We start from the raw sequence: 18100 nt of genomic DNA, 5'->3' as shown, positions 1-18100 counted from the left end.
AGGATTATTCCTATTTACAGAGGCTCTACGATGTTACTCAGCGATCTGTTTCAGAAGCTGTCATTCAGCACGCTCAGCAACCTGGTGATCGGGGGCGAGGGTTCGGGGGTGATTAAACCCACTCACTACCCTCGCCTCATCAGTGTGATCACCGAGGGGCTGACCGACCTGCATACCCGCTTCCCGCTGCGCGAGAAAGAGGTGACGCTGCAGCTGTTTGATGAGGTGGCTCATTACTTCTTCCGTCCGGAGCACAGCATGGCCACCGGTACGGACTACTACCGCTACATCCAGGACACGCCGTTTGAGCCATTCGTGAACGACATCCTGCGCGTGGAGCAGATATTCGATGAGGTGGGCTGCGAGCTGCTGCTCAACGATGAGAGCGAGTGCTGCTCCCTGTTCACCCCGTCATTCGACTCGCTGCTGGTGACGCACCCGAGTAAGGACACCATTCTGCGCGTCTCTTACCGGGCCAATCACCCGGCGATCCCACTGACCGTGACCGACCCTTCCACTGTTGAAGTAAGTATCCCGGATTCGCACACGCGGGCGCTCTGCCTGTACGTCGCGGGGGCTATTTACTCGAGCATGAACGGCCAGGAACACACGCTGAAAGGTCAGGAGTTCCGGACTTATTACGAGGCGGAATGCGAGTTTATCGGGCAACACAACCTGGATAACGCAGGCATTGCTCAGACTAATAAGAAACCCATGCTCGGAGGCTGGCGATAATGAGTATCCGCACACTCGGTTCGGCGTGCAATCAGGCGGGCCAGGTAGAACGCTACCTCGGTACCGCGTACGACACCGTGAAGAAAGTGGCTGACAACCTGGAGCAGGTAAAGCTGGTCAACGACATGCTGGCAAAGTACGGCGTGCTGCTGTGCTTTGACGATCCGGCCCAGCTCGCAACCGTGGACCCGAAGCTCGCGAAGTTTGCCCGCGTCTACGATACGCGCGATGCGATGAACCTGTATTACAAAGACTACGTCTATCAGGCAGACACAACCGATGGCCTGGCGGCTAAAGGCGGCGTCGGCGCCTGGGTTGAGATGGACTCCATCAACTCGGTGTTTGGCCAGATGGCCTGGGTGTACAACGACGGCGTGGCTGAGGGCGGCGAAACGGAGCTCGTTCTCGACATTGAGACGCTCTCCATCACCGATCTCTACATCAACGGCTCCTACCAGACCTACGGCCTGAACTTTACGTTCGACCCGGCCACGCAGGTGATCAGCCTGTCGCAGGAGCTGCTGCCCGGAGATATGGTAGTGGCCAAGCTCTCTGGCGTGCCGGCAATGGCGCCAAGCTCGAGCGTGGACAACTTCCATTTCCTGAACTTCGTCTACAACGAAGGCAGCGCCAACGGCGGCGAGACGGTGGTAAGCACCGGGATCCCGTTCATGAACATCACCTCGGTGTTCAAAAACGGCCAGCGCCTGCTCCACGGGAAGGATTACACCTACTCCGCCACCAGCTACACCATCACCTTCGCCGTCCCGCTGGCGCGGGCCGACGTGGTGCAGGCTACGCTGGGTGGCAACCTGGACGAACTGGCGGAAACAACCGGTGCGATGGCCTCGAAGACGGTGAAGTATTACCAGCTGGCCAAAGACATGATCGACCAGCTGGGCCTCTCCGTCAGCCAGGCTGGCGGATACGCCAACAACGCCGAAGAATCTGCCCGTGTTTCCTCTCAGGCGGCCGCTGCGGCAAGCGAGAGCGCAGCGAGCGCGCAAGCCGCACAGTCGGCTGCCGAAGAAGCGCAGGCAGCTGCACAACTGAACCAGTCCACTACCGCTGACAGCGCCCTGGCTGCGAGCAACTCCGCGCAGCAGGCTGCTAACTCTGCCGCCTCTGCCGAGGAGAACCGCAAAACAGCGGTGAACGCGTCTGAAACTGCAAAGGCATCTGCCGATACGGCCACCAGCCGCGCAACTGCAGCGGAAAACTCTGCGAAGTCCGCTGACGCATCCATGCAGGCGGCGGCGATCTCAGAGACCAACGCTGCAGAGTCTGCCTCTGCGGCTGCTGACAGCGTGGCGCGTGCGCAGCAGCTGGCAAACGCTGCCGGCGACGGTGGCCAGCAGGCGGCAACTGCAGCAACCGATGCGATCAACGCAGCCGGCGCAGCGAAAACCGCTGCTGAAACCGCGACTGCTGCACAGGAATCTGCGACCGACTCCGCTGCTGCAGCGGGCGCGTCCGAGAGCAACGCCAAAACCTCCGAGACCGGTGCTGCGGCATCTGCCAAGGCAGCGAAAGAGTCCGAGGACAAAGCGGTGACCGCTGGTGCGAGCTATACCAATCTGCAGTCGAGCGATGCGGATAAGGGCGATGCGCTGATCCGCGTTCTGGCGCCGTACACCGGAGCGGTGGCTATCACCCAGCACCTCAAGAACACGCAGTCCGTGTTCGCACCGGAGATGGGACTGGTACCGGGTACCAACGTGCAGGAAAAATTCAACGCGGCGCTGTTGGCTGCAGCCGGTGCGGGCAAAGAGCTGGTGGTCCCGGCGGGCGTTTACACCATCAATGGCTCCATCCGCATCCCGACCAACACCCGTCTGCGTCTGGAGCCTGGCGCGGTGATTCAGCGCGACCCGTCTGGTACCACGATGCGCATCATGCTCATCAATGCCGCTGACGGCGTGACCGGTGGCTATGACGCCAACGCCAATATCCTGATTTACGGCGGCGGTACCGTAGACGGTAACCAGTCGATGCTCTCCACAGCCTGCTCGGCGTTCGCGTTCAGCCATTGCCATGAGGTGCTGCTGACGGATCTGGACATCATCAACCTGGGCGGTGGCGGGCACGCCGTTGAGTTCAACGCTTCCCGTAACGCATTCGGTATCAACGTGCGTGCGCGGGTAGCCGGTAACCCGACGACCATCACCAACGAGGCGTTCCAGATTGATGCTGCGGTGAGTGACAGCTACTTCCCATGGTTCGGTCCGTACGACAGCACGGTGTGCGATCACGTTGGCTTCATCAACTGCCAGATCAGCGGCTTTGGTGTGGGCATTGGCTCAAACTCCGACGGCGCGGCGAACCACAAGAACATCACGCTGCGCGATAACCGCATTGTGGCCAACATCGTCGGTATCAACATGACCGGCTGGGACAACGTTGCGCTCGATAACAACGAAATAAGCTGGGGCGGTCAGGCGGGTACCACGATGATTGCGGGGATCCAGGGTACGTTCAACACGTTCTACCAGTCGCAGGCAGGCGGTAAGAACATGCACATCAAGGATAACTATATCCACGATATCGTACCGGCAGATCTCACTGTTGACCCAGGCAGCAACTGGTACGGAATCCGCATCCGTGGCGCGCAGGCGGACCTCTCCTGGGTACGCGATCTGCTGCTCTCCGATAACCACATCGAGAACACCGGTAACGCCGCGGTGTATGCAGAGAACGTCTCCAGCCTGCTCGTGAAGGGCAACCGCATGGGTGCGCCGAAGTGCACAGGCGCAGCCGGCCTGGAGTCTCTGGACATTCGCGACAGCAGCGACGTGCAGGTATTCATCAACCGCCTGGGCGGCTCGGTGACGATCGGCAAAGGTACCCGCGCAGCGCAGAAGCATATGGTCAAAGACAACCTTATCGGCGGCACTCTGGCCGTTAATGCCACGCTTTTCACGAAAGGACAGGTTACAGGCAACCAAGCCGTGGTAGCAGTCCCTGAAACACTGAGCGAAACCGCGCGAATCGTAGCGAATAACACGGTAGGATAGCGCCGGAATCCTTCTGTAAATAAGACTATTCCTAAATAACGGGGGAGAAATCCCCCTTTTTCGATCTGGCCTAACGGGAGAGTAAATGGTCGCTCAGAGACTAAAACCCTTTGCACAGCCCCGCCATAACACAGCGGTGGAGGTGAATAAGGAATCGATCGCCCGTAACTTTGGGGTCGATTACAACGCGGTTGCGTATGCGACGAAGGGCCTGGTGCTCGACGGCGTGCAGATCCTCTACGATGAGAAACTGCAGCGTACCTATCCCCTGCCTGCAGGCGTGGTGGGCGGCTCAGTTGTCACGAGCTATGCGGCCGGCCAGCTGACGTACCAGTCAGGCAACACCATCAACAAAGTGGACCTCAACGCCCTGTGCGTGCAGCGTGCCCAGTGGTTCATCCTCTACGGCTACGACTTCAACTCAGGCGCCACGATGCGCTACGCCAACGACGTACTCGAGTATTACGATCCGGACGTCGGCGCGTTCACGTACTACCGCTGGGCGGGCAAGTTACCGAAGATCGTTCCGTACGGTACCTCACCTGTCACGGATAACGCAGATAAGGACAACTGGGTCATTGTCGGGACTCAGGCAATCTCGTCTGCGCTTTCCGGCGCACAGGGTGCGTCACAGGTAGGCTGGGGCACCACGAACGTGGCGGCGGCGATGAGCAACCACGCAGAGCGCCTGAAAGCGCTGGAAGTGTACCCGGAGCGCGTAGGCGACCTGGAGACCTGGGCTACGGCCAGCGGTCAGCGCCTGGTCTCGCTCGAGGACGTCATCAAAGCCATGCAGGCCGTGGACGGTGAGAAAAACATCGGCTGGCTGGGTACGATCGCAGACCTGCGCAAGACTGAGCCAACCATGGACGGACAGCGTATCCGCGTGCGTGAGTATGAGGCAGGCGGCCAGTGCGGCGGCGGCTACTTCATCTACGACAGCAACTCGCAGACCCAGGCTGATGACGGTGGCTTCTTCATCGTGACCGCCAAAGGCAAGCGCTGGCGCCGCGATAAGCTCATGTCTGAGCTGACGATCGTGGACTTTGGTGCGCGCGAAGGCGGCGTGTTCAACTGCACGCCGGCGGCGCAGCGCATGTATAACTTCATGATCGCCCAGAGCGACCTGAACAACATGGGCGTGCGGCTGCCGATGGGCAACTTCGCGTTCGCCGGCAACCTGGATACCGGCTCTAAAGAGATCGGCATCTTCAACCTGCACGGCGCACCGGTTCACTACGGCGTTGTGCCGGCGACCACCATCACGCTCATCAACGATGGCAGCACGACGCCGCTGATCACCACCAACAGCCGTCGTATGTCGATGTCGGGTATCCGCATCCGCTCCACCAACAGCAACCCGAAGCCGTTTTATAAGAACGTGTGTGCTGGCGGGCAGTACATCAACGTGTACGCGCTGGTGTGGAACGGTGGCGCTGGCCGTCTGTTCGATATCATCGACACCATCGACTGCCGCTTTGACCAGGTGTACGCCTACCGCTGTGTGGAGTCGTTCATCTACTGCCTGTGGTCAAACCGCTATGACGGCTCGTGGGACCACTCCACAGCGATGCAGATCTCGAATGCGAACTTCACCGGCATGACGAAGAAGCATGTGATTTTCTCCCCGCGCAACGAGCAGTGCCTGATGTCCAACGTCTGGTTCCAGACCTGCGAGTACCCGGGCGATATCTCACAGGGCGGCTGGTCACTGTATGACGTGTCGATCGAGGGCTGTACGCACCCGATTTACACCAAATACGCGAAGCTGAAAGTCTACTCGCTGAACGTCCAGAACGGACCGGGCCTCGACGATACCATGTCGGATTACGATCCGCTGTGGGACAAAGACGGCCTGACCGGCGGCAACATGCCGAGCTGGGTAGGTTCAGCCTATGAGCGCGGCTTTCTGCGCGTGGAGTCTTATGCGCAGTACCGCATCGGTGGCACCGCAGAGCACTACAAGTACTCCCGCATGCGCCTGGAAAACCTGACCGGTAAAGCCACCTGGTTCAACGTCGGTACCATCACGATGCAGAACCTGGCCAACAGCTTCAAGCTGCGGATCCTGGGCGTAGCCGGCTGGAACGGCGCGGGGCAGTCAACGCCTTATCGTCCGGACACCTCGAACCTGGGCGGCGGTGAAGCGATCATCCGCGGTCAGGTAAAAGCGCAGAGCCAGACTACCGGCCTGGGTGAGCTGACCTGGCACGGTGAGGGCGCCTGCCCGATTCAGGCGGTGAAGTACGTGCACACCTGGAACAACATCACGGTCTACGTGAAGATGGCTCCTTACGCACGCTACGGTGCCTGCTTCTTTGAGCAGGACGGTACCAGCCGTATTGAAGCCGGTGCCCCGTTCTTCATTACCCCGAGCCTCGCGTCCATCTCCGATGCGGATATGGCCAAGGTTGCGAACGTGAAGGACGCCACCAGCTTCTGGAGCATCAACAAAGGTCCGGATCAGAACTCCGGTCTGGGTTTCAACCTGGATAACGGCGAGCTGCTGATGTTTGGTACCGAGTCCCGTGATTACCTCACGGTCTGGGTAAACGGCCTCAAGCGCTACATCCGCCTGACGCCGCGCGACTATGCGCAGACGTTCCCGGCGTTCACGCGCGCCAACCGTCCGAACGTTAACGATGGCGTGTTCACCATCATCATGATCACCGATGCCCCGATGAGCCCTGCCCTGCAGCCGGCCTATTCAAACGGGTACAGCTGGTTCTACATGACCAACAACCAACCGGTTACCTAACAGGAGAGTGCCATGAGCTTTACCATCAGAAAGATGCTGACCCCAAAGGTCACGTATGAAGAAGTGAACATCACCCTGGACGGTGAGCCAACTGAGGTGGATATCACCTACAAGGTGAACCGCATCAGCGCCTTTGACGGCAACATGGTCACCGCAGAGTTCATGGTCTCCATGAACGGGATCCCCTCCCAGCAGACCATGCAGCGCATGTTCGCCTACTCCGGTGAGGGTAACCCGCTGGCGCAGGCGGAAGACCAGCTGAAAGCCTGGATCCTGACGCTCCCGGGCGTGGTGCTGGAAGACGGTACCGTCATTCCGCCGGAACCCACTGAGGCTCCGGTGGTCGAGGAAGAAGCATAAAAAAGAGGCGCCCTTCGGGGGCGCCTTAATTATAACCAGTGATTTTAGGAGTTACGCTGTAACTGTAGCAGCCACCGGCGCCGGTGCCAGTTCCTTGAGCTTGTTCCAGCTCTGCACGACCATATCGATCCAGGCAGACACCTCTGCGCGGATCACGTCCCAGTTCTCACCAATGCTCAGCGCAAACGCCTCGAGCGCTTTCAGCACGGCCATCTTCTTCGTGCTGCCCGATGCGTCCGACTCTGCGTACGCCTGCTCAGCAACGTGGATCAGGTCTGCCCCGGCGCGGTAAATCACCTCAGACGCCTGAACAGCACCCGAGATAGTGGACAGCGCAACAGCAACAGATGACAGGGAAAATTTCATAGTGACCTCAGGTTCAGTTAATGAGTCCGCGTGCGCGGATATCGTGGAGACAGTTTCGGGTTGTGGCGCGCAGGATGCGCTCGTGCCGGAATCGTCCGGCGGTATCGACGGCCCAGGCGTTGAGGGCACTGACGTGAGCCAGGAGTAAATCCGGATCGCGTGTGTCTTCAATGCGGGGGTAAGGCGTGAGAACAGCATCAGGCTCATCCTCTTTACACTGGATCGTTGGCGCTATCGACAGCGCTGGCCGCAACGGTGTTTTGCTCGTGCAGCCCGCCAGCATGGCGAAGCCGGTCAGCATTACCAGCAGCATCAGCTGCCACTTCTGCAGTCTTAACATGAAGGTCCTCATCGGCCTGGCGGGCAATGTCCGCGGTGGCGCGGTTTGCCTCGTTAATGGTCTGCGCCGTTCTGGCTTCCGGATCCGGTTTACGGCTCTGGATAAAGCTCAGCAGCGCGGTGATGACAGTGGCGAGGGCAGCCCACATATCACGCCTCCTCGATGAACCATGACTGCTCAAGCGCACGACGCTTCACCAGTCCAGGCTCCGTGACGCCAGCCGCTTTCACCCACAGCGGGAACTGGCCGGCGGCCGCACCGTAACAGCCGCTGTTGAGATACATCATCAGGCGCGACTGCTTGAGGCGGTTCACGCCAAAGTTCCAGGCAAAGCTCACCAGCGCGTCAAACTGCCCCTGTGTGACCTTCACGGTCAGCAGGCTGGCAACGCCCTGCTCATACGCCGGCACCTTCGTACGCAGCAGCTCATCCGCCTTCGCGGCGGTGATGGTCATGCCTGGCTCAATCGCCTTACCGTCCACCAGCCCCGTCCAGCCGTAGCCGATTGACCACGGTCCGCCGTTGAGCTTCTCCCAGCCGGCGAGCTTGCGGTAATCGCGCATGCGCAGCCCGTGCTTTTTCAGCGCCTGTCCGAGCTGGCTGGCCAGATCCGGATATGCACCCAGCTCCAGCCCCTCGAATCCCTTAATACCGTTAAAACCTCTGTCACTCAGTTTCATCGATTACCCCATAGAAAATAAAAAGCCCCGCTTACGCGAGGCTGAATACTATCGGATTAATCCTAATTTATTAACTTTTTCCGGGCCCATTGGCGATGCATGCGCGCGGAGAGGATCAGGACGACCGCCAGCAGCCCGGAGTTGAAGAACAGCTCCGTGGTGCTGGTGGGCAGATTAAGCGCGGCAAGATATTCGATAGAGCGGCTCCCTGCGTAGATGGTCACCATCAGCGCGCACCAGTTGTATACCACGGGGGCATGCATGCGGGGTGCGTTCATGAAGAACATCAGTTTGGTGCAGATTACCAGGCAGATAGCCAGGCTCAGGTAGCTCGAAATCATGGGTTATCTCCAGACTGGCCGGCGACTCTTTCGACCGCCCGCGCCTTCACAACGAGAATGATATTAATCGCTGAGGCGGCGGCGAACAGTGCTCCCACGGAGGTGCTTACCTTGACCTGTAGCATGAACAGCGAGAGGACCGCTGTGAGGATGTTGGCCACACCCTCCGCTGCCAGGATACCGGCAACGATCGAAATGAAGAAGTACCCCAGGAGCTTAATTCTGCTCATGGATGCCGAGCTCAGCAGGAACATCACTGCGCCGGCAAACGCGCCGATCAGAACATCCGGCGGGATGCTGTGAAAGAACGCGACCAGGGTAACAGGCGTCGCGGCGGCAGCGGCGGTAGCCGTGGCGGCGTTGACGTCTGGTACCTGCGTAGGGGTGTACATTGGGCTCACCTTCCTTTGATGGTCATTGAAATAGACATGAGATCAGCATAATTGCGATACTTACGCGCCTCACTTTAAGAATAGTCCTATTGACAGATTATTTTAAGCGCAAAGTACCACTATCTATGGGATCACACGATGGCCGAAATTGAGAAGCAGACCGAGCTGTCTGGCCGTTACGAAAGGCTCACTGACTGGGACAATGAGCCTTCCGTAAAGGACATGAAGGAGACGCTCGACGCAGCCTCCCCGTCACAACGGGCCCACATGGCCAAGGTGACGCGCTGGCTCAACAACCTGAACGTGGAAGGTGACGCTAAACCGAAGCCCCGCAAGGGCCGCTCACAGGTGCAGCCGAAGCTCATCCGCAAACAGGCAGAGTGGCGATACAGCGCGCTGACGGAACCGTTCCTGTCGGCCGAGCAGCTGTTCACCGTGAAGCCCGTATCCTGGGAAGATCAGAAGGCGGCGCAGCAGAACCAGCTGGTGCTCAACTGGCAGTTCCGCACCAAGCTCAACAAAGTCGGCTTTGTGGACCAGTACGTCCGCACGGCGGTCGATGAGGGCACAGTAATTGTGCGCACCGGCTGGGCGCGGGAAAGCTACACCGAGACGGTGCCGGCACCGGTGTACTCCTACTATCAGGTGTCCGATCCGCAGTGGCTCGAACAGCTGCAGCAGGCGATGCAGCTCAAGCAGGAAAACCCGGCGCAGTTCGAGCAGCTCCCGGACGAAATGCAGGAGTCGGTGCACTACACGCTCGAGAACAATATGCCGGTTCAGGCGAAGCAGACCGGTACCAGCCAGGTTACGCAGGAGCACGTTGTCCGCAACGAGCCGGTGATCGAAATCCTGAACACTGAAAACGTGTTCATCGACCCGACCTGCCAGGGCGTTTTCAAGAACGCACGCTTTGTCATTCACAGCTTCGAGACCTCGTACGCCGAGCTCAAAGCAGACGGGCGCTATAAGAACCTGGATCAGGTGAATTTTGAGGGGCGCAGCATCCTCTCAGAACCGGATCACGCTACCGAGACGCCGGACACCTTCACCTTCAAAGACAAGTCGCGTAAGCGCATCGTGGCCTACGAATTCTGGGGCCTGTACGACATTGCCGGCGACGGCAAGCTCGAGCCTATCGTCTCCACCTGGGTGGGCGACATCATGATCCGCCTGGAGAAGAACCCCTTCCCGGACGGCAAGCCGCCGTTTGTCGTGGTGCCTTACCTGCCGGTGAAGCGCTCCTTCATGGGCGAGCCTGACGGTGCGCTGCTGGAGGACAACCAGAAGATTTCCGGCGCGGTGACGCGCGGCATGATCGACATCATGGCCCGCAGCGCCAACGGCCAGAAGGGTATGCGTAAAGACATGCTCGACGTGGCCAACAAGCGCAAATACGACAATGGCGAAGACTACGAATTCAACATGACCGTGGACCCCCGCCAGGGCATCGTCGATCACGTTTATCCGGAGATCCCCAACAGCGCGCTGACCATGGTGCAGCTGATGAACCAGGAAGCGGAATCCCTGACCGGCGTGAAGGCGTTCAGCGGTGGCCTCTCCGGTGACAGCTACGGTCCGACCGCTGCCGGTACCCGTGGCGTGCTGGATGCGTCGAGCAAACGAGAGACCGCTATTCTGCGTCGCCTGGCTCAGGGTATGGCCGAGATTGGCCAGAAGATTGTGATGATGAACGGCGTGTTCATGAGCGAGGAGGAGCAGGTACGCCTCACCAACGATGAGTTCGTGCCGGTGCGTCGTGACGATCTGCACGGCAACTTCGACCTGGAAGTCGCCATTACTACTGCCGAAGAAGACAATGCGAAGTCTGAGCAGCTTGCCTTCATGTTGCAGACTATGGCAAGCGCAATGCCATCAGAATTTTCTCAAATTATCCTTGCCGATATCGCCAGGCTGCGTAATATGCCGACGTTGGCTCATAAAATTGAGACATATCAACCACAACCAGATCCGTTCGCTGAGCAAATGAAACAGCTCGAGCTGCAGAAAGCGCAGCTGGAGATCATGCGCACCCAGCAGCAGATCGCCACGGACAAAGCGCAGGAGCAGTACTACTACGCCCGCGCCCGTGACACCGGCAACGCGGCTGACCAGAAAAACCTGGACTACGTGGAGCAGGAAACAGGTACCAAGCACGCCAGAGAAATGCAGAAGCAGTCCGCCCAGGCGGAGGCTAACCAGAATCTGGAAGTGACTAAAGGCATTCTGAACCAGAAACCGGCTGGCCCCGGTGCTGGAGAAGGTGCCGCCCAAGGCCCGAGCGGTGAACACATCACTCAGGCCCTGGGTTTTAACGCCCTGAGCAAAGCATTGCACCCCTGAACACTCACTGAGGACGCACCATGAGTAATATTCAGAACGTCGAACTTAACATCCAGCGCGCGAAGAAAGACATCGCGTTTGGTGAAGCACTCGAACGTCTGTTGAGCAACCGTGATTTCGTAAAAGTCATCGCGACCGGCTACCAGCGTGAAGAAGCTATCCGTCTGGTTCACCTGAAATCTGACCCGGGTATGCAGTCACCTGCCGATCAGGCGGATATCGACGCGCAGATCATGGCCGTTGGCCGTTTCAGCGCGTGGTTACGCCTGCAGGACAACCTGACCGAGAACGCCCGTAAGGCGCTGCAGGAAAACATGGAGGAGCTCGAGGAGCTTCGCCGTGAAGAAGCGGAGGCCGGTCACTGATGAGCGCTGAGAACGAAGTCAACGAACTGGCTATGTCTGACGACGACTTCCTCAATGCTTCACACGAGCCGGTGATCCCGGCTCCTGTGGAGAACGCAGAGGAATCGCCTGCAGAAGTCCCTGGTGATGATCAGGAGGTGCCTGCTGCCGTGGAAGAAGTCCCGGCTGAGCAGGAAGTCCCTGCTGAAAATGAGCCTGCTCCTGTCGAACCTGCCGAGGTTGTCGATGCCAATCCGCAGAAAGAGGCTAAACCTGCTGCGCCGGCGGAGGATCCAGCTGCTGATAAGGCAAAAGACGCCGATGCTGCCCCTGCCATCAACTATCAGGCTGAGTACGAGCGCATTATGGCGCCGTTCAAGGCCAACGGACGGGATATCACCGTAAAAAGCGTCGATGATGCTATCCGTTTGATGCAAATGGGCGCAAACTACAATAAGAAGATGGAAGGCTTGAAGCCGTCCATGAAAATTCTTAAAATGCTCGACAATAACCAGTTGTTAGATGAAGGCAAACTTTCATTCCTTATTGATATAAGCAAGAAAGACCCTGCCGCCATCCAGCAGCTGCTGAAAGACAGTGGTGTTGATCCGCTGTCACTGGATTTAGAGAACGCCCCCAAGTACGCACCTGGCGCGCATGCCGTCAGTGACAAAGAAGTGGAGCTTGATCAGGTTCTGGATGAGGTACAAGCCTCTCCGTCCGGTCAGCGAACCCTTCAGACCGTCACTGCATGGGATGACCACAGTAAGCGGGTACTCGCGGAGAATCCCCAAGTAATTGCAGACATCAATGGCCTGATGGCGAACGGTATTTATGACCAAATCGCCTCCGAAGTTGACCGTCGCAAGATGCTTGGTGACCTGAAAAACCTTTCCAGCCTGGAAGCATTCAAGGCGGTAGGTGATGAGTTACAGGCCAAAGGATTACTGCAAGCAACCGCTACTGCCGCGACCCCTGCTGCTGCTGAACCTGCCCCTGCACAACCCGTTGCCACCCGCGTTAAAGCTCCAGCCGCTGAGACGGATACCGATCGCGCTGCCCGTGCGCGCGCCGCCGGTACCGTTAAAACAACGTCTGCCCCGGCTAAACAGGACTTCAACCTCCTGGCTATGTCGGACGAAGAATTTGAAAGAGCCGCTGCTAAATTTTAACCCGCGATAACAGGTGACTACGATGAGTGCACAGTACAACAATCCCGTTGGCGGTAAAGCGTCCAACATCGGCCCGCAGATCCGTACCGACTACTGGTACAAGAAGTCGATCATCGACGCCGTGCGTGAGCAGTACTTCACGCCGCTGGCAGACGTGACCGACATGCCGAAGAACATGGGTAAAACCATCAAGCTGTTCCAGTACATTCCGCTGCTGGACGATCGCAACGTGAACGACCAGGGCATCGACGCTGCTGGCGCGACCATTGCGAACGGCAACCTGTGGGGCTCAAGCAAAGACATTGGCTCAATGGTTGGCAAACTGCCTAAGCTGAGCGAGAACGGCGGCCGCGTGAACCGCGTTGGCTTTACCCGTATCACCCGTGAAGCCACCATCTTCAAGATGGGTTTCTTCACTGAGTGGACCCAGGAATCTGTGGACTTCGACTCTGATGATGAGCTGTTCGGTCACTTCTCCCGTGAGATGGTGAACGGCGCTGGCCAGATGACCGAAGCGATTCTGCAGTACGACCTGCTGAATGGTGCCGGCGTTATCGTTTATGGCGGCGAAGCCACCAGCAACGAAACCATCACCGGTGAAGGTTCGGCTGCGTCTCTGGTTACCTACGATCAGCTGGTGCGCCTGGCGCTGACCCTTGATGACAACCGTGCGCCTAAGCACACGAAGATCATCTCTGGTTCACGCATGGTAGACACCCGTACCATCAACAGCGCACGTATCCTGTACGTTGGCTCTGAGCTGGTACCGATGCTGCGTAAGATGAAAGACAGCTTTGGCGATCCGGCGTTTATCTCCGTTCAGCAGTACGCTGACGCAGGTACCCTGCTCAATGGCGAAATCGGTTCTATCGACCGCTTCCGCATTGTGCTGGTTCCGGAAATGTATCACTGGGCAGGCGTAGGTGCTTCGGCAACTGACGCGAACCCGGGCTACCGTGAGACAGGCGATAAGTACGACGTCTATCCGATGCTGGCAGTCTCTGGCGAGTCGTTCACCACGATCGGCTTCCAGACCGACGGTAAATCCGTGAAGTTCACCATCAATACCAAATACCCAGGTAAAGAGATGGTAACCCGCGATGACCCGTACGGTGAGACCGGCCTGATGTCCATCAAATGGTACTACGGCACACTGGTTAAGCGTCCTGAGTGGATCGCCCTGGTGAAAACCGTCGCACCAGTCTGATGACTGACTGACGAGGTGGGGGCAGCGATGCTCCCGCCTTTTTTGTTGATTGACTGCTGGTGCCACCCAGCTGAAAAAGGATGACGTAATGAGCAACGAATTAGAGCAACTGAAACGCAAAGCTGACACCCTGGGCATCGCCTACTCTGCCAATATCGGCGCTGAGACCCTGCGTGCACGTATCAACGAGAAGATGGCGGGCGCCGAAGGCGACGAAGTCGCCGCGACGGCAGCCGAGCCATCTGCTGATCCTGTAGTCCTGACCAAAGCCCAGCGTCACCGCCAGATGCGCAAAGACGCAACCAAGCTGGTGCGCTGCCGCATTACCTGCATGAACCCGGCGAAGCAGGACATCACCGGTGAAATCATCACGGTATCCAACGCGGTGATCGGCGTGGTGAAACACTTCGTTCCGTTTGGTGAAGTGACCGACAACGGCTGGCATATCCCGCAGATCATCTTTGATGAGCTGGCACGCCGTAAGTGCACCGTCATGCGTAAGAAACGCCAGGTCGGCAGCGGCAAGTCGCTGGAGACCCACGAACCGCATCAGATCCGCGAGTTCGGTCTGGAAGTCCTGCCTCCGCTGACTGAGCAGGAACTGAAAGAGCTGGCGCAGCGCCAGGCTATGGCCAGCGGTACCGCTGCAGCGCTCGAGGGCTAACGCATGACGACTGCCATCCCGGTAGACGCGCTGCTGGCCAGCGCCAAACCAATGACCAATGATGACCTCACCGACATGACGATCGGCGGTGCCGGCCTGTTTGACCGAATGATGAGCACGATGAGTGAGCATCTGCTGGTGCAGCTGGAAAAGGGGCGCATCAGCGGCAACGACTATGCGACCGTCTACCTGGGTGGCGTCCAGGCTTGCATGCAGAACGCCATTCAGTACCTGACCACGCGTGACCAGGCGTATGCGCAGGTGCTGGCTACTGCAGCGCAGATCCAGCAGGCGCAGGCTGAAACGGCCATCGCTGAGCAGGAGCTGGTCCTCAAGAAAACGGCCCAGGATATACAGCTGGTTCAGCTGGACCTCACCCGCGAGCAGCTGGAAGTGGCAAAGGTGGACCTGCAGCTGAAACAGGCGCAGCTCCCGCTGGTGGCCGCACAGCTCGACCAGGCGAAGGCGCAGATTGAGCTCACCACCCAGCAGGTGGCAGACGCCAAGATCAAGTCTCCGCTGGAAGCGCAGCTCCTCACCAGTCAGAACGCCCAGGTTGTGGCGACGACCGGTAAGGTAGCCTCCGAGGTGAAGCTGGTGGACGCGCAGACGTCGCAGGCTGTTGCTCAGACCTCTGCAGTCACGAGCCAGGTTGCGCTGAATACACAGCAGACCGCGCTGATGAAAGAGAAGATCGAGACTGAGCGCGCGCAGACTCTGGACACGCGTACGGACGGTGCCGCTGTCGCCGGTATCGTAAAGTCACAGAAGACGCTCCAGCAGCGCCAGGGTGACGCGTTCAGCCGCGATGCAGAGCAGAAGGCAGCCAAGATCCTGATGGACTCCTGGATGACCCGTAAAACGGCGGATGATGGCGTGGAGGTGCCGACCAGTATCGACACCAGCACCATCAACACGGTGATGCGTAACCTGTATTCCCGGGCCGGTGTGGCCTGATAACCGCTAACGGAGGAAGGGAGCTACGGCTCCCTTTTTACTATGGGACTATTCAGCAGAAAGAAAAAAACCTACGTCTCCTCGGTCAGCTACAACCTGTCGAAGGATTCGGAAACCAACTACCTGCAGTCTGTTGTCATTAACTCCATCCTCTCCACACAGTCCGGCTCCCTCGCGGAAGATATGCGCGGCTCCTACCTCAATGGCCAGGGCATGCGCCTCAAGCAGGCTTACCGGTACGGGCGCGATCACTACGCGCTGGGGCTGCCCTCCTCGTCGGTTGTCACGGGCGATGTGTCCGTTGATGACGTGACGCCTACGCTGCGCGCGATCGCCGGCAAAGAGGTGCTGGTGACAGAGGTGTACATTGGCTCACCGGATTACGCTTTCTGGGTGTACCAGTACCTGGCGGACCACTACGGCTACGATGAGTCCACCAACACCTTTGCGAACCCGCCCGCTGGCGTGCCGGCAGAGGGGAACATCGTGGACAGCGATATCTCGCAGACTGGCCTGGTGCAGGTGATCATCACAACGCCCTCTGGCTCAAAGCAGGGGCTCTCATTCACCGTGCAGATAGACAATCTGCGCAGCTATCTCTACGCCCCGTACCGCGGCGTGAATGATGCTGTGGTGACCAAGCAGACGAGCCAGGCGGCCTATAAGGACGGTGACGCAGAGAGTGACTCCACGGTCTCTACCACCAGCACGCAGAGCGGCGTGACGACCACGACCGCGGTGCGTACGCAGGTGACGATTGATGAGGCGCAGACCACCACCACGACCGTCACCACCAAAACCGTGGGCGTGACCGATCGCGTGAAGTACTTCATCTATAAGCTCGGCAGCGGAACGTACCCGGCGCTCGATAAGCTGCAGGCAACGGCTAACCTGGCGAGCCCGTACTACCCCTGGGTAGTGATGCGCGACAACAACAAGGATCTGACGTCTGCCCAGTACCAGAACACGGCGCAGTACAAAACGTCGAAGAAGCTGCTGACCAAAGCCGGCCTGAGCATGACGGACCTGGCCCGGTCGATTAACACCAACAAAAACATCGGTGACGTGGACTTCGCGTTCATTCACTTTGGTATTGCCCTCAATACCAAAGTCAACGAGTCGAAGGAGTACCTGTTCCAGTTTTTCAGCTACCTGATGGCGCACCAGCGCTACTCAAAGCTGGACTGGGAGCTGTGGAAATCGCGCTATAACGACTACGTCAAAGAGCGCCAGGAGCAGGGTAAGTACGTCTATGGCAACGTGGCGCGCATCATGCAGCCCGGTACCAACTCGCTGAGCATCCGCTACAACAACGAGAACTGGTACAACGTGACACTGTCATGGCAGTACATCAACCTGACCACGGTGAACAGGGTGATCGGCAAGGTGGGCCACATTGAGATCACCTGTCAGAAGGATGACGTGGAATACACCATCTACTCTGATGCCCAGGACACGATCGAGCAGTACACCGTGCAGGCTACCCCGATGCGCATCACCAAGCAGGTCAGCGCCACGCAGTGTGAGGTGCTGGAGATTGTCGGCGCGCAGCATGACAACCGGGTTTATAACGGAAAATCCGTGACCACCAGCGCCGCCAAAGGCGTGAGCGGGGATGAGGACGGGGATTCCAACTTCATCGTGCCGCTGAACCGTCAGGTGTTCGACCAGATGGGGATCGTGGACATCACGCAGACCTGCTACGACTGCATGCACATCACGTTCAACAGCTACAAAACCGTGAAGCAGAAGTGGTACCAGACCAGCATTTTCAAGGTTGTGGTGATCGTGATTGCCATCGTGGTGACGATTGCTTCGTTCGGTTCGCTCTCTGCGCCGGCCGCTGCCGTCGCTTCGGCTGCTGCCGCAGCCGGCGCCTCTGCGGGCGTCGCCCTGGCTGTGGGGATTGGTACGCAGATTGCGATAGGCGTTGCCGCCTCGATCGTACTGCGCCAGATAGCGCGCTACGTGGCGCCCGAAGTGTTCGCCATCATTGCAGTGGCCACGCTTGCCTACGGCGCGTACGCGGCGGGCAGCAGCTATGCGGCGACGGGTGAGGTCTCGCTGAGCACCGATCTGATGTCGAGCCAGGCGCTGCTGGCCAGCATGAATGCCTCGGTCTCCGGCTACCAGATGAGCATGCAGTACAAGACGCTGGACGTGGCAGAGCAGATCCGCCGGAACGCGGCTGAATACACCAGCCGGATGGATGACGTGAACGCAGCGATGAAGACGCTCGATACCGCGAGCCACGAGGTTGACCTGATGCAGCTGCAGAGCAGCTACTTCACCGTGTTCGAGTCGCCATCGTCATTCATCACGCGCACAACGAACCCCATTAACGCTATTTCGATGGTGACAGGCCAGGTAAACTCTTACGTGGATAACGCGCTGAATATTGGCAGTAATTTCCTGAGATAAACGAGG

The 18100-nt window shown here is 58.6% G+C and carries 16 protein-coding genes; 11 read left to right on the top strand and 5 right to left on the bottom strand.

Annotation, left to right across the window (positions count from 1 at the left end):
• The first annotated feature begins 30 nt into the window (after positions 1–30).
• The 4 genes from BBA90_RS02115 (at position 31) to BBA90_RS02100 (ending at position 6867) form a co-directional block, all read left to right on the top strand.
• Positions 31–735, top strand: coding sequence for a hypothetical protein (locus BBA90_RS02115; protein ID WP_065647704.1), 705 nt, complete (start codon positions 31–33; stop codon positions 733–735).
• Positions 735–3749, top strand: coding sequence for a right-handed parallel beta-helix repeat-containing protein (locus tag BBA90_RS02110; protein WP_065647703.1), 3015 nt, complete (start codon positions 735–737; stop codon positions 3747–3749). The genes BBA90_RS02115 and BBA90_RS02110 overlap by 1 nt, the downstream gene beginning before the upstream one ends.
• 85 nt (positions 3750–3834) lie before the next feature.
• A complete protein-coding gene (locus BBA90_RS02105; protein WP_065647702.1) occupies positions 3835–6507 on the top strand; it encodes a hypothetical protein in 2673 nt (890 codons plus the stop codon).
• Positions 6508–6519: 12 nt separating this feature from the next.
• On the top strand, positions 6520–6867 hold the full coding sequence (locus BBA90_RS02100; RefSeq protein ID WP_065647701.1) for a hypothetical protein: 348 nt from the start codon (positions 6520–6522) through the stop codon (positions 6865–6867).
• A 51-nt stretch (positions 6868–6918) separates the two neighbouring features.
• Here the strand turns inward: BBA90_RS02100 and BBA90_RS02095 are convergent, their stop codons facing one another.
• The 5 genes from BBA90_RS02095 to BBA90_RS02075 form a co-directional block, all read right to left on the bottom strand.
• The gene (locus BBA90_RS02095; RefSeq protein ID WP_065647700.1) at positions 6919–7233 is read right to left on the bottom strand and encodes a hypothetical protein; all 315 of its coding nucleotides are present in this window, start codon (positions 7231–7233) and stop codon (positions 6919–6921) included.
• A 212-nt stretch (positions 7234–7445) separates the two neighbouring features.
• Positions 7446–7721 carry a hypothetical protein gene (locus BBA90_RS02090; RefSeq protein WP_065647699.1) on the bottom strand — a complete coding sequence of 92 codons (276 nt, stop codon included), beginning with the start codon at positions 7719–7721 and terminating at the stop codon, positions 7446–7448.
• Between the two features lies 1 nt (position 7722).
• Entirely contained in the window at positions 7723–8253 is a 531-nt protein-coding gene (locus BBA90_RS02085; RefSeq protein ID WP_065647698.1) for a lysozyme, read from the bottom strand.
• A gap of 62 nt (positions 8254–8315) precedes the next feature.
• A complete protein-coding gene (locus tag BBA90_RS02080) occupies positions 8316–8594 on the bottom strand; it encodes a hypothetical protein (RefSeq protein ID WP_065647697.1) in 279 nt (92 codons plus the stop codon).
• On the bottom strand, positions 8591–8986 hold the full coding sequence (locus BBA90_RS02075; protein ID WP_065647696.1) for a putative holin: 396 nt from the start codon (positions 8984–8986) through the stop codon (positions 8591–8593). Before BBA90_RS02075 ends, BBA90_RS02080 begins: the two co-directional genes overlap by 4 nt.
• Before the next feature lie 138 nt (positions 8987–9124).
• On the opposite strand from BBA90_RS02075, the gene BBA90_RS02070 reads away from it, so the two are divergent.
• From BBA90_RS02070 to BBA90_RS02040, 7 genes are all read left to right on the top strand, one after another.
• Complete coding sequence (locus BBA90_RS02070) at positions 9125–11329, top strand: portal protein (RefSeq protein WP_065647695.1); 2205 nt, start codon at positions 9125–9127, stop codon at positions 11327–11329.
• Positions 11330–11349: 20 nt separating this feature from the next.
• Positions 11350–11694: a hypothetical protein gene (locus tag BBA90_RS02065; RefSeq protein ID WP_065647694.1), complete on the top strand. Its 345-nt coding sequence runs from the start codon at positions 11350–11352 to the stop codon at positions 11692–11694.
• A complete protein-coding gene (locus tag BBA90_RS02060) occupies positions 11694–12845 on the top strand; it encodes a hypothetical protein (protein ID WP_065647693.1) in 1152 nt (383 codons plus the stop codon). Before BBA90_RS02065 ends, BBA90_RS02060 begins: the two co-directional genes overlap by 1 nt.
• A gap of 22 nt (positions 12846–12867) precedes the next feature.
• Positions 12868–14052 (top strand): N4-gp56 family major capsid protein, encoded by a 1185-nt coding sequence (locus BBA90_RS02055; RefSeq protein WP_065647692.1) that lies wholly within the window; start codon positions 12868–12870, stop codon positions 14050–14052.
• Between the two features lie 88 nt (positions 14053–14140).
• Entirely contained in the window at positions 14141–14716 is a 576-nt protein-coding gene (locus BBA90_RS02050; RefSeq protein WP_084798738.1) for a hypothetical protein, read from the top strand.
• A gap of 3 nt (positions 14717–14719) precedes the next feature.
• A complete protein-coding gene (locus BBA90_RS02045; protein ID WP_065647690.1) occupies positions 14720–15673 on the top strand; it encodes a hypothetical protein in 954 nt (317 codons plus the stop codon).
• 42 nt (positions 15674–15715) lie between these two features.
• Entirely contained in the window at positions 15716–18094 is a 2379-nt protein-coding gene (locus BBA90_RS02040) for a hypothetical protein (protein ID WP_065647689.1), read from the top strand.
• The last annotated feature ends 6 nt before the right edge of the window (positions 18095–18100 follow it).

It is taken from the genome of Pantoea eucrina, from assembly GCF_001691555.1.
Lineage (GTDB): Bacteria > Pseudomonadota > Gammaproteobacteria > Enterobacterales > Enterobacteriaceae > Pantoea > Pantoea borealis.
Note: the sequence above shows the minus strand (reverse complement) of the source record. Positions and strands in the feature narration are given on the sequence as shown.

Bases quoted from the DNA above. Each gene is read 5' to 3' on its own strand.
- BBA90_RS02115 (WP_065647704.1), top strand. From the start codon at position 31: ATGTTACTCAGCGATCTGTTTCAGAAGCTGTCATTCAGCACGCTCAGC.
- BBA90_RS02110 (WP_065647703.1), top strand. From the start codon at position 735: ATGAGTATCCGCACACTCGGTTCGGCGTGCAATCAGGCGGGCCAGGTA.
- BBA90_RS02105 (WP_065647702.1), top strand. From the start codon at position 3,835: ATGGTCGCTCAGAGACTAAAACCCTTTGCACAGCCCCGCCATAACACA.
- BBA90_RS02100 (WP_065647701.1), top strand. From the start codon at position 6,520: ATGAGCTTTACCATCAGAAAGATGCTGACCCCAAAGGTCACGTATGAA.
- BBA90_RS02095 (WP_065647700.1), bottom strand. From the start codon at position 7,233: ATGAAATTTTCCCTGTCATCTGTTGCTGTTGCGCTGTCCACTATCTCG.
- BBA90_RS02090 (WP_065647699.1), bottom strand. From the start codon at position 7,721: ATGTGGGCTGCCCTCGCCACTGTCATCACCGCGCTGCTGAGCTTTATC.
- BBA90_RS02085 (WP_065647698.1), bottom strand. From the start codon at position 8,253: ATGAAACTGAGTGACAGAGGTTTTAACGGTATTAAGGGATTCGAGGGG.
- BBA90_RS02080 (WP_065647697.1), bottom strand. From the start codon at position 8,594: ATGATTTCGAGCTACCTGAGCCTGGCTATCTGCCTGGTAATCTGCACC.
- BBA90_RS02075 (WP_065647696.1), bottom strand. From the start codon at position 8,986: ATGTACACCCCTACGCAGGTACCAGACGTCAACGCCGCCACGGCTACC.
- BBA90_RS02070 (WP_065647695.1), top strand. From the start codon at position 9,125: ATGGCCGAAATTGAGAAGCAGACCGAGCTGTCTGGCCGTTACGAAAGG.
- BBA90_RS02065 (WP_065647694.1), top strand. From the start codon at position 11,350: ATGAGTAATATTCAGAACGTCGAACTTAACATCCAGCGCGCGAAGAAA.
- BBA90_RS02060 (WP_065647693.1), top strand. From the start codon at position 11,694: ATGAGCGCTGAGAACGAAGTCAACGAACTGGCTATGTCTGACGACGAC.
- BBA90_RS02055 (WP_065647692.1), top strand. From the start codon at position 12,868: ATGAGTGCACAGTACAACAATCCCGTTGGCGGTAAAGCGTCCAACATC.
- BBA90_RS02050 (WP_084798738.1), top strand. From the start codon at position 14,141: ATGAGCAACGAATTAGAGCAACTGAAACGCAAAGCTGACACCCTGGGC.
- BBA90_RS02045 (WP_065647690.1), top strand. From the start codon at position 14,720: ATGACGACTGCCATCCCGGTAGACGCGCTGCTGGCCAGCGCCAAACCA.
- BBA90_RS02040 (WP_065647689.1), top strand. From the start codon at position 15,716: ATGGGACTATTCAGCAGAAAGAAAAAAACCTACGTCTCCTCGGTCAGC.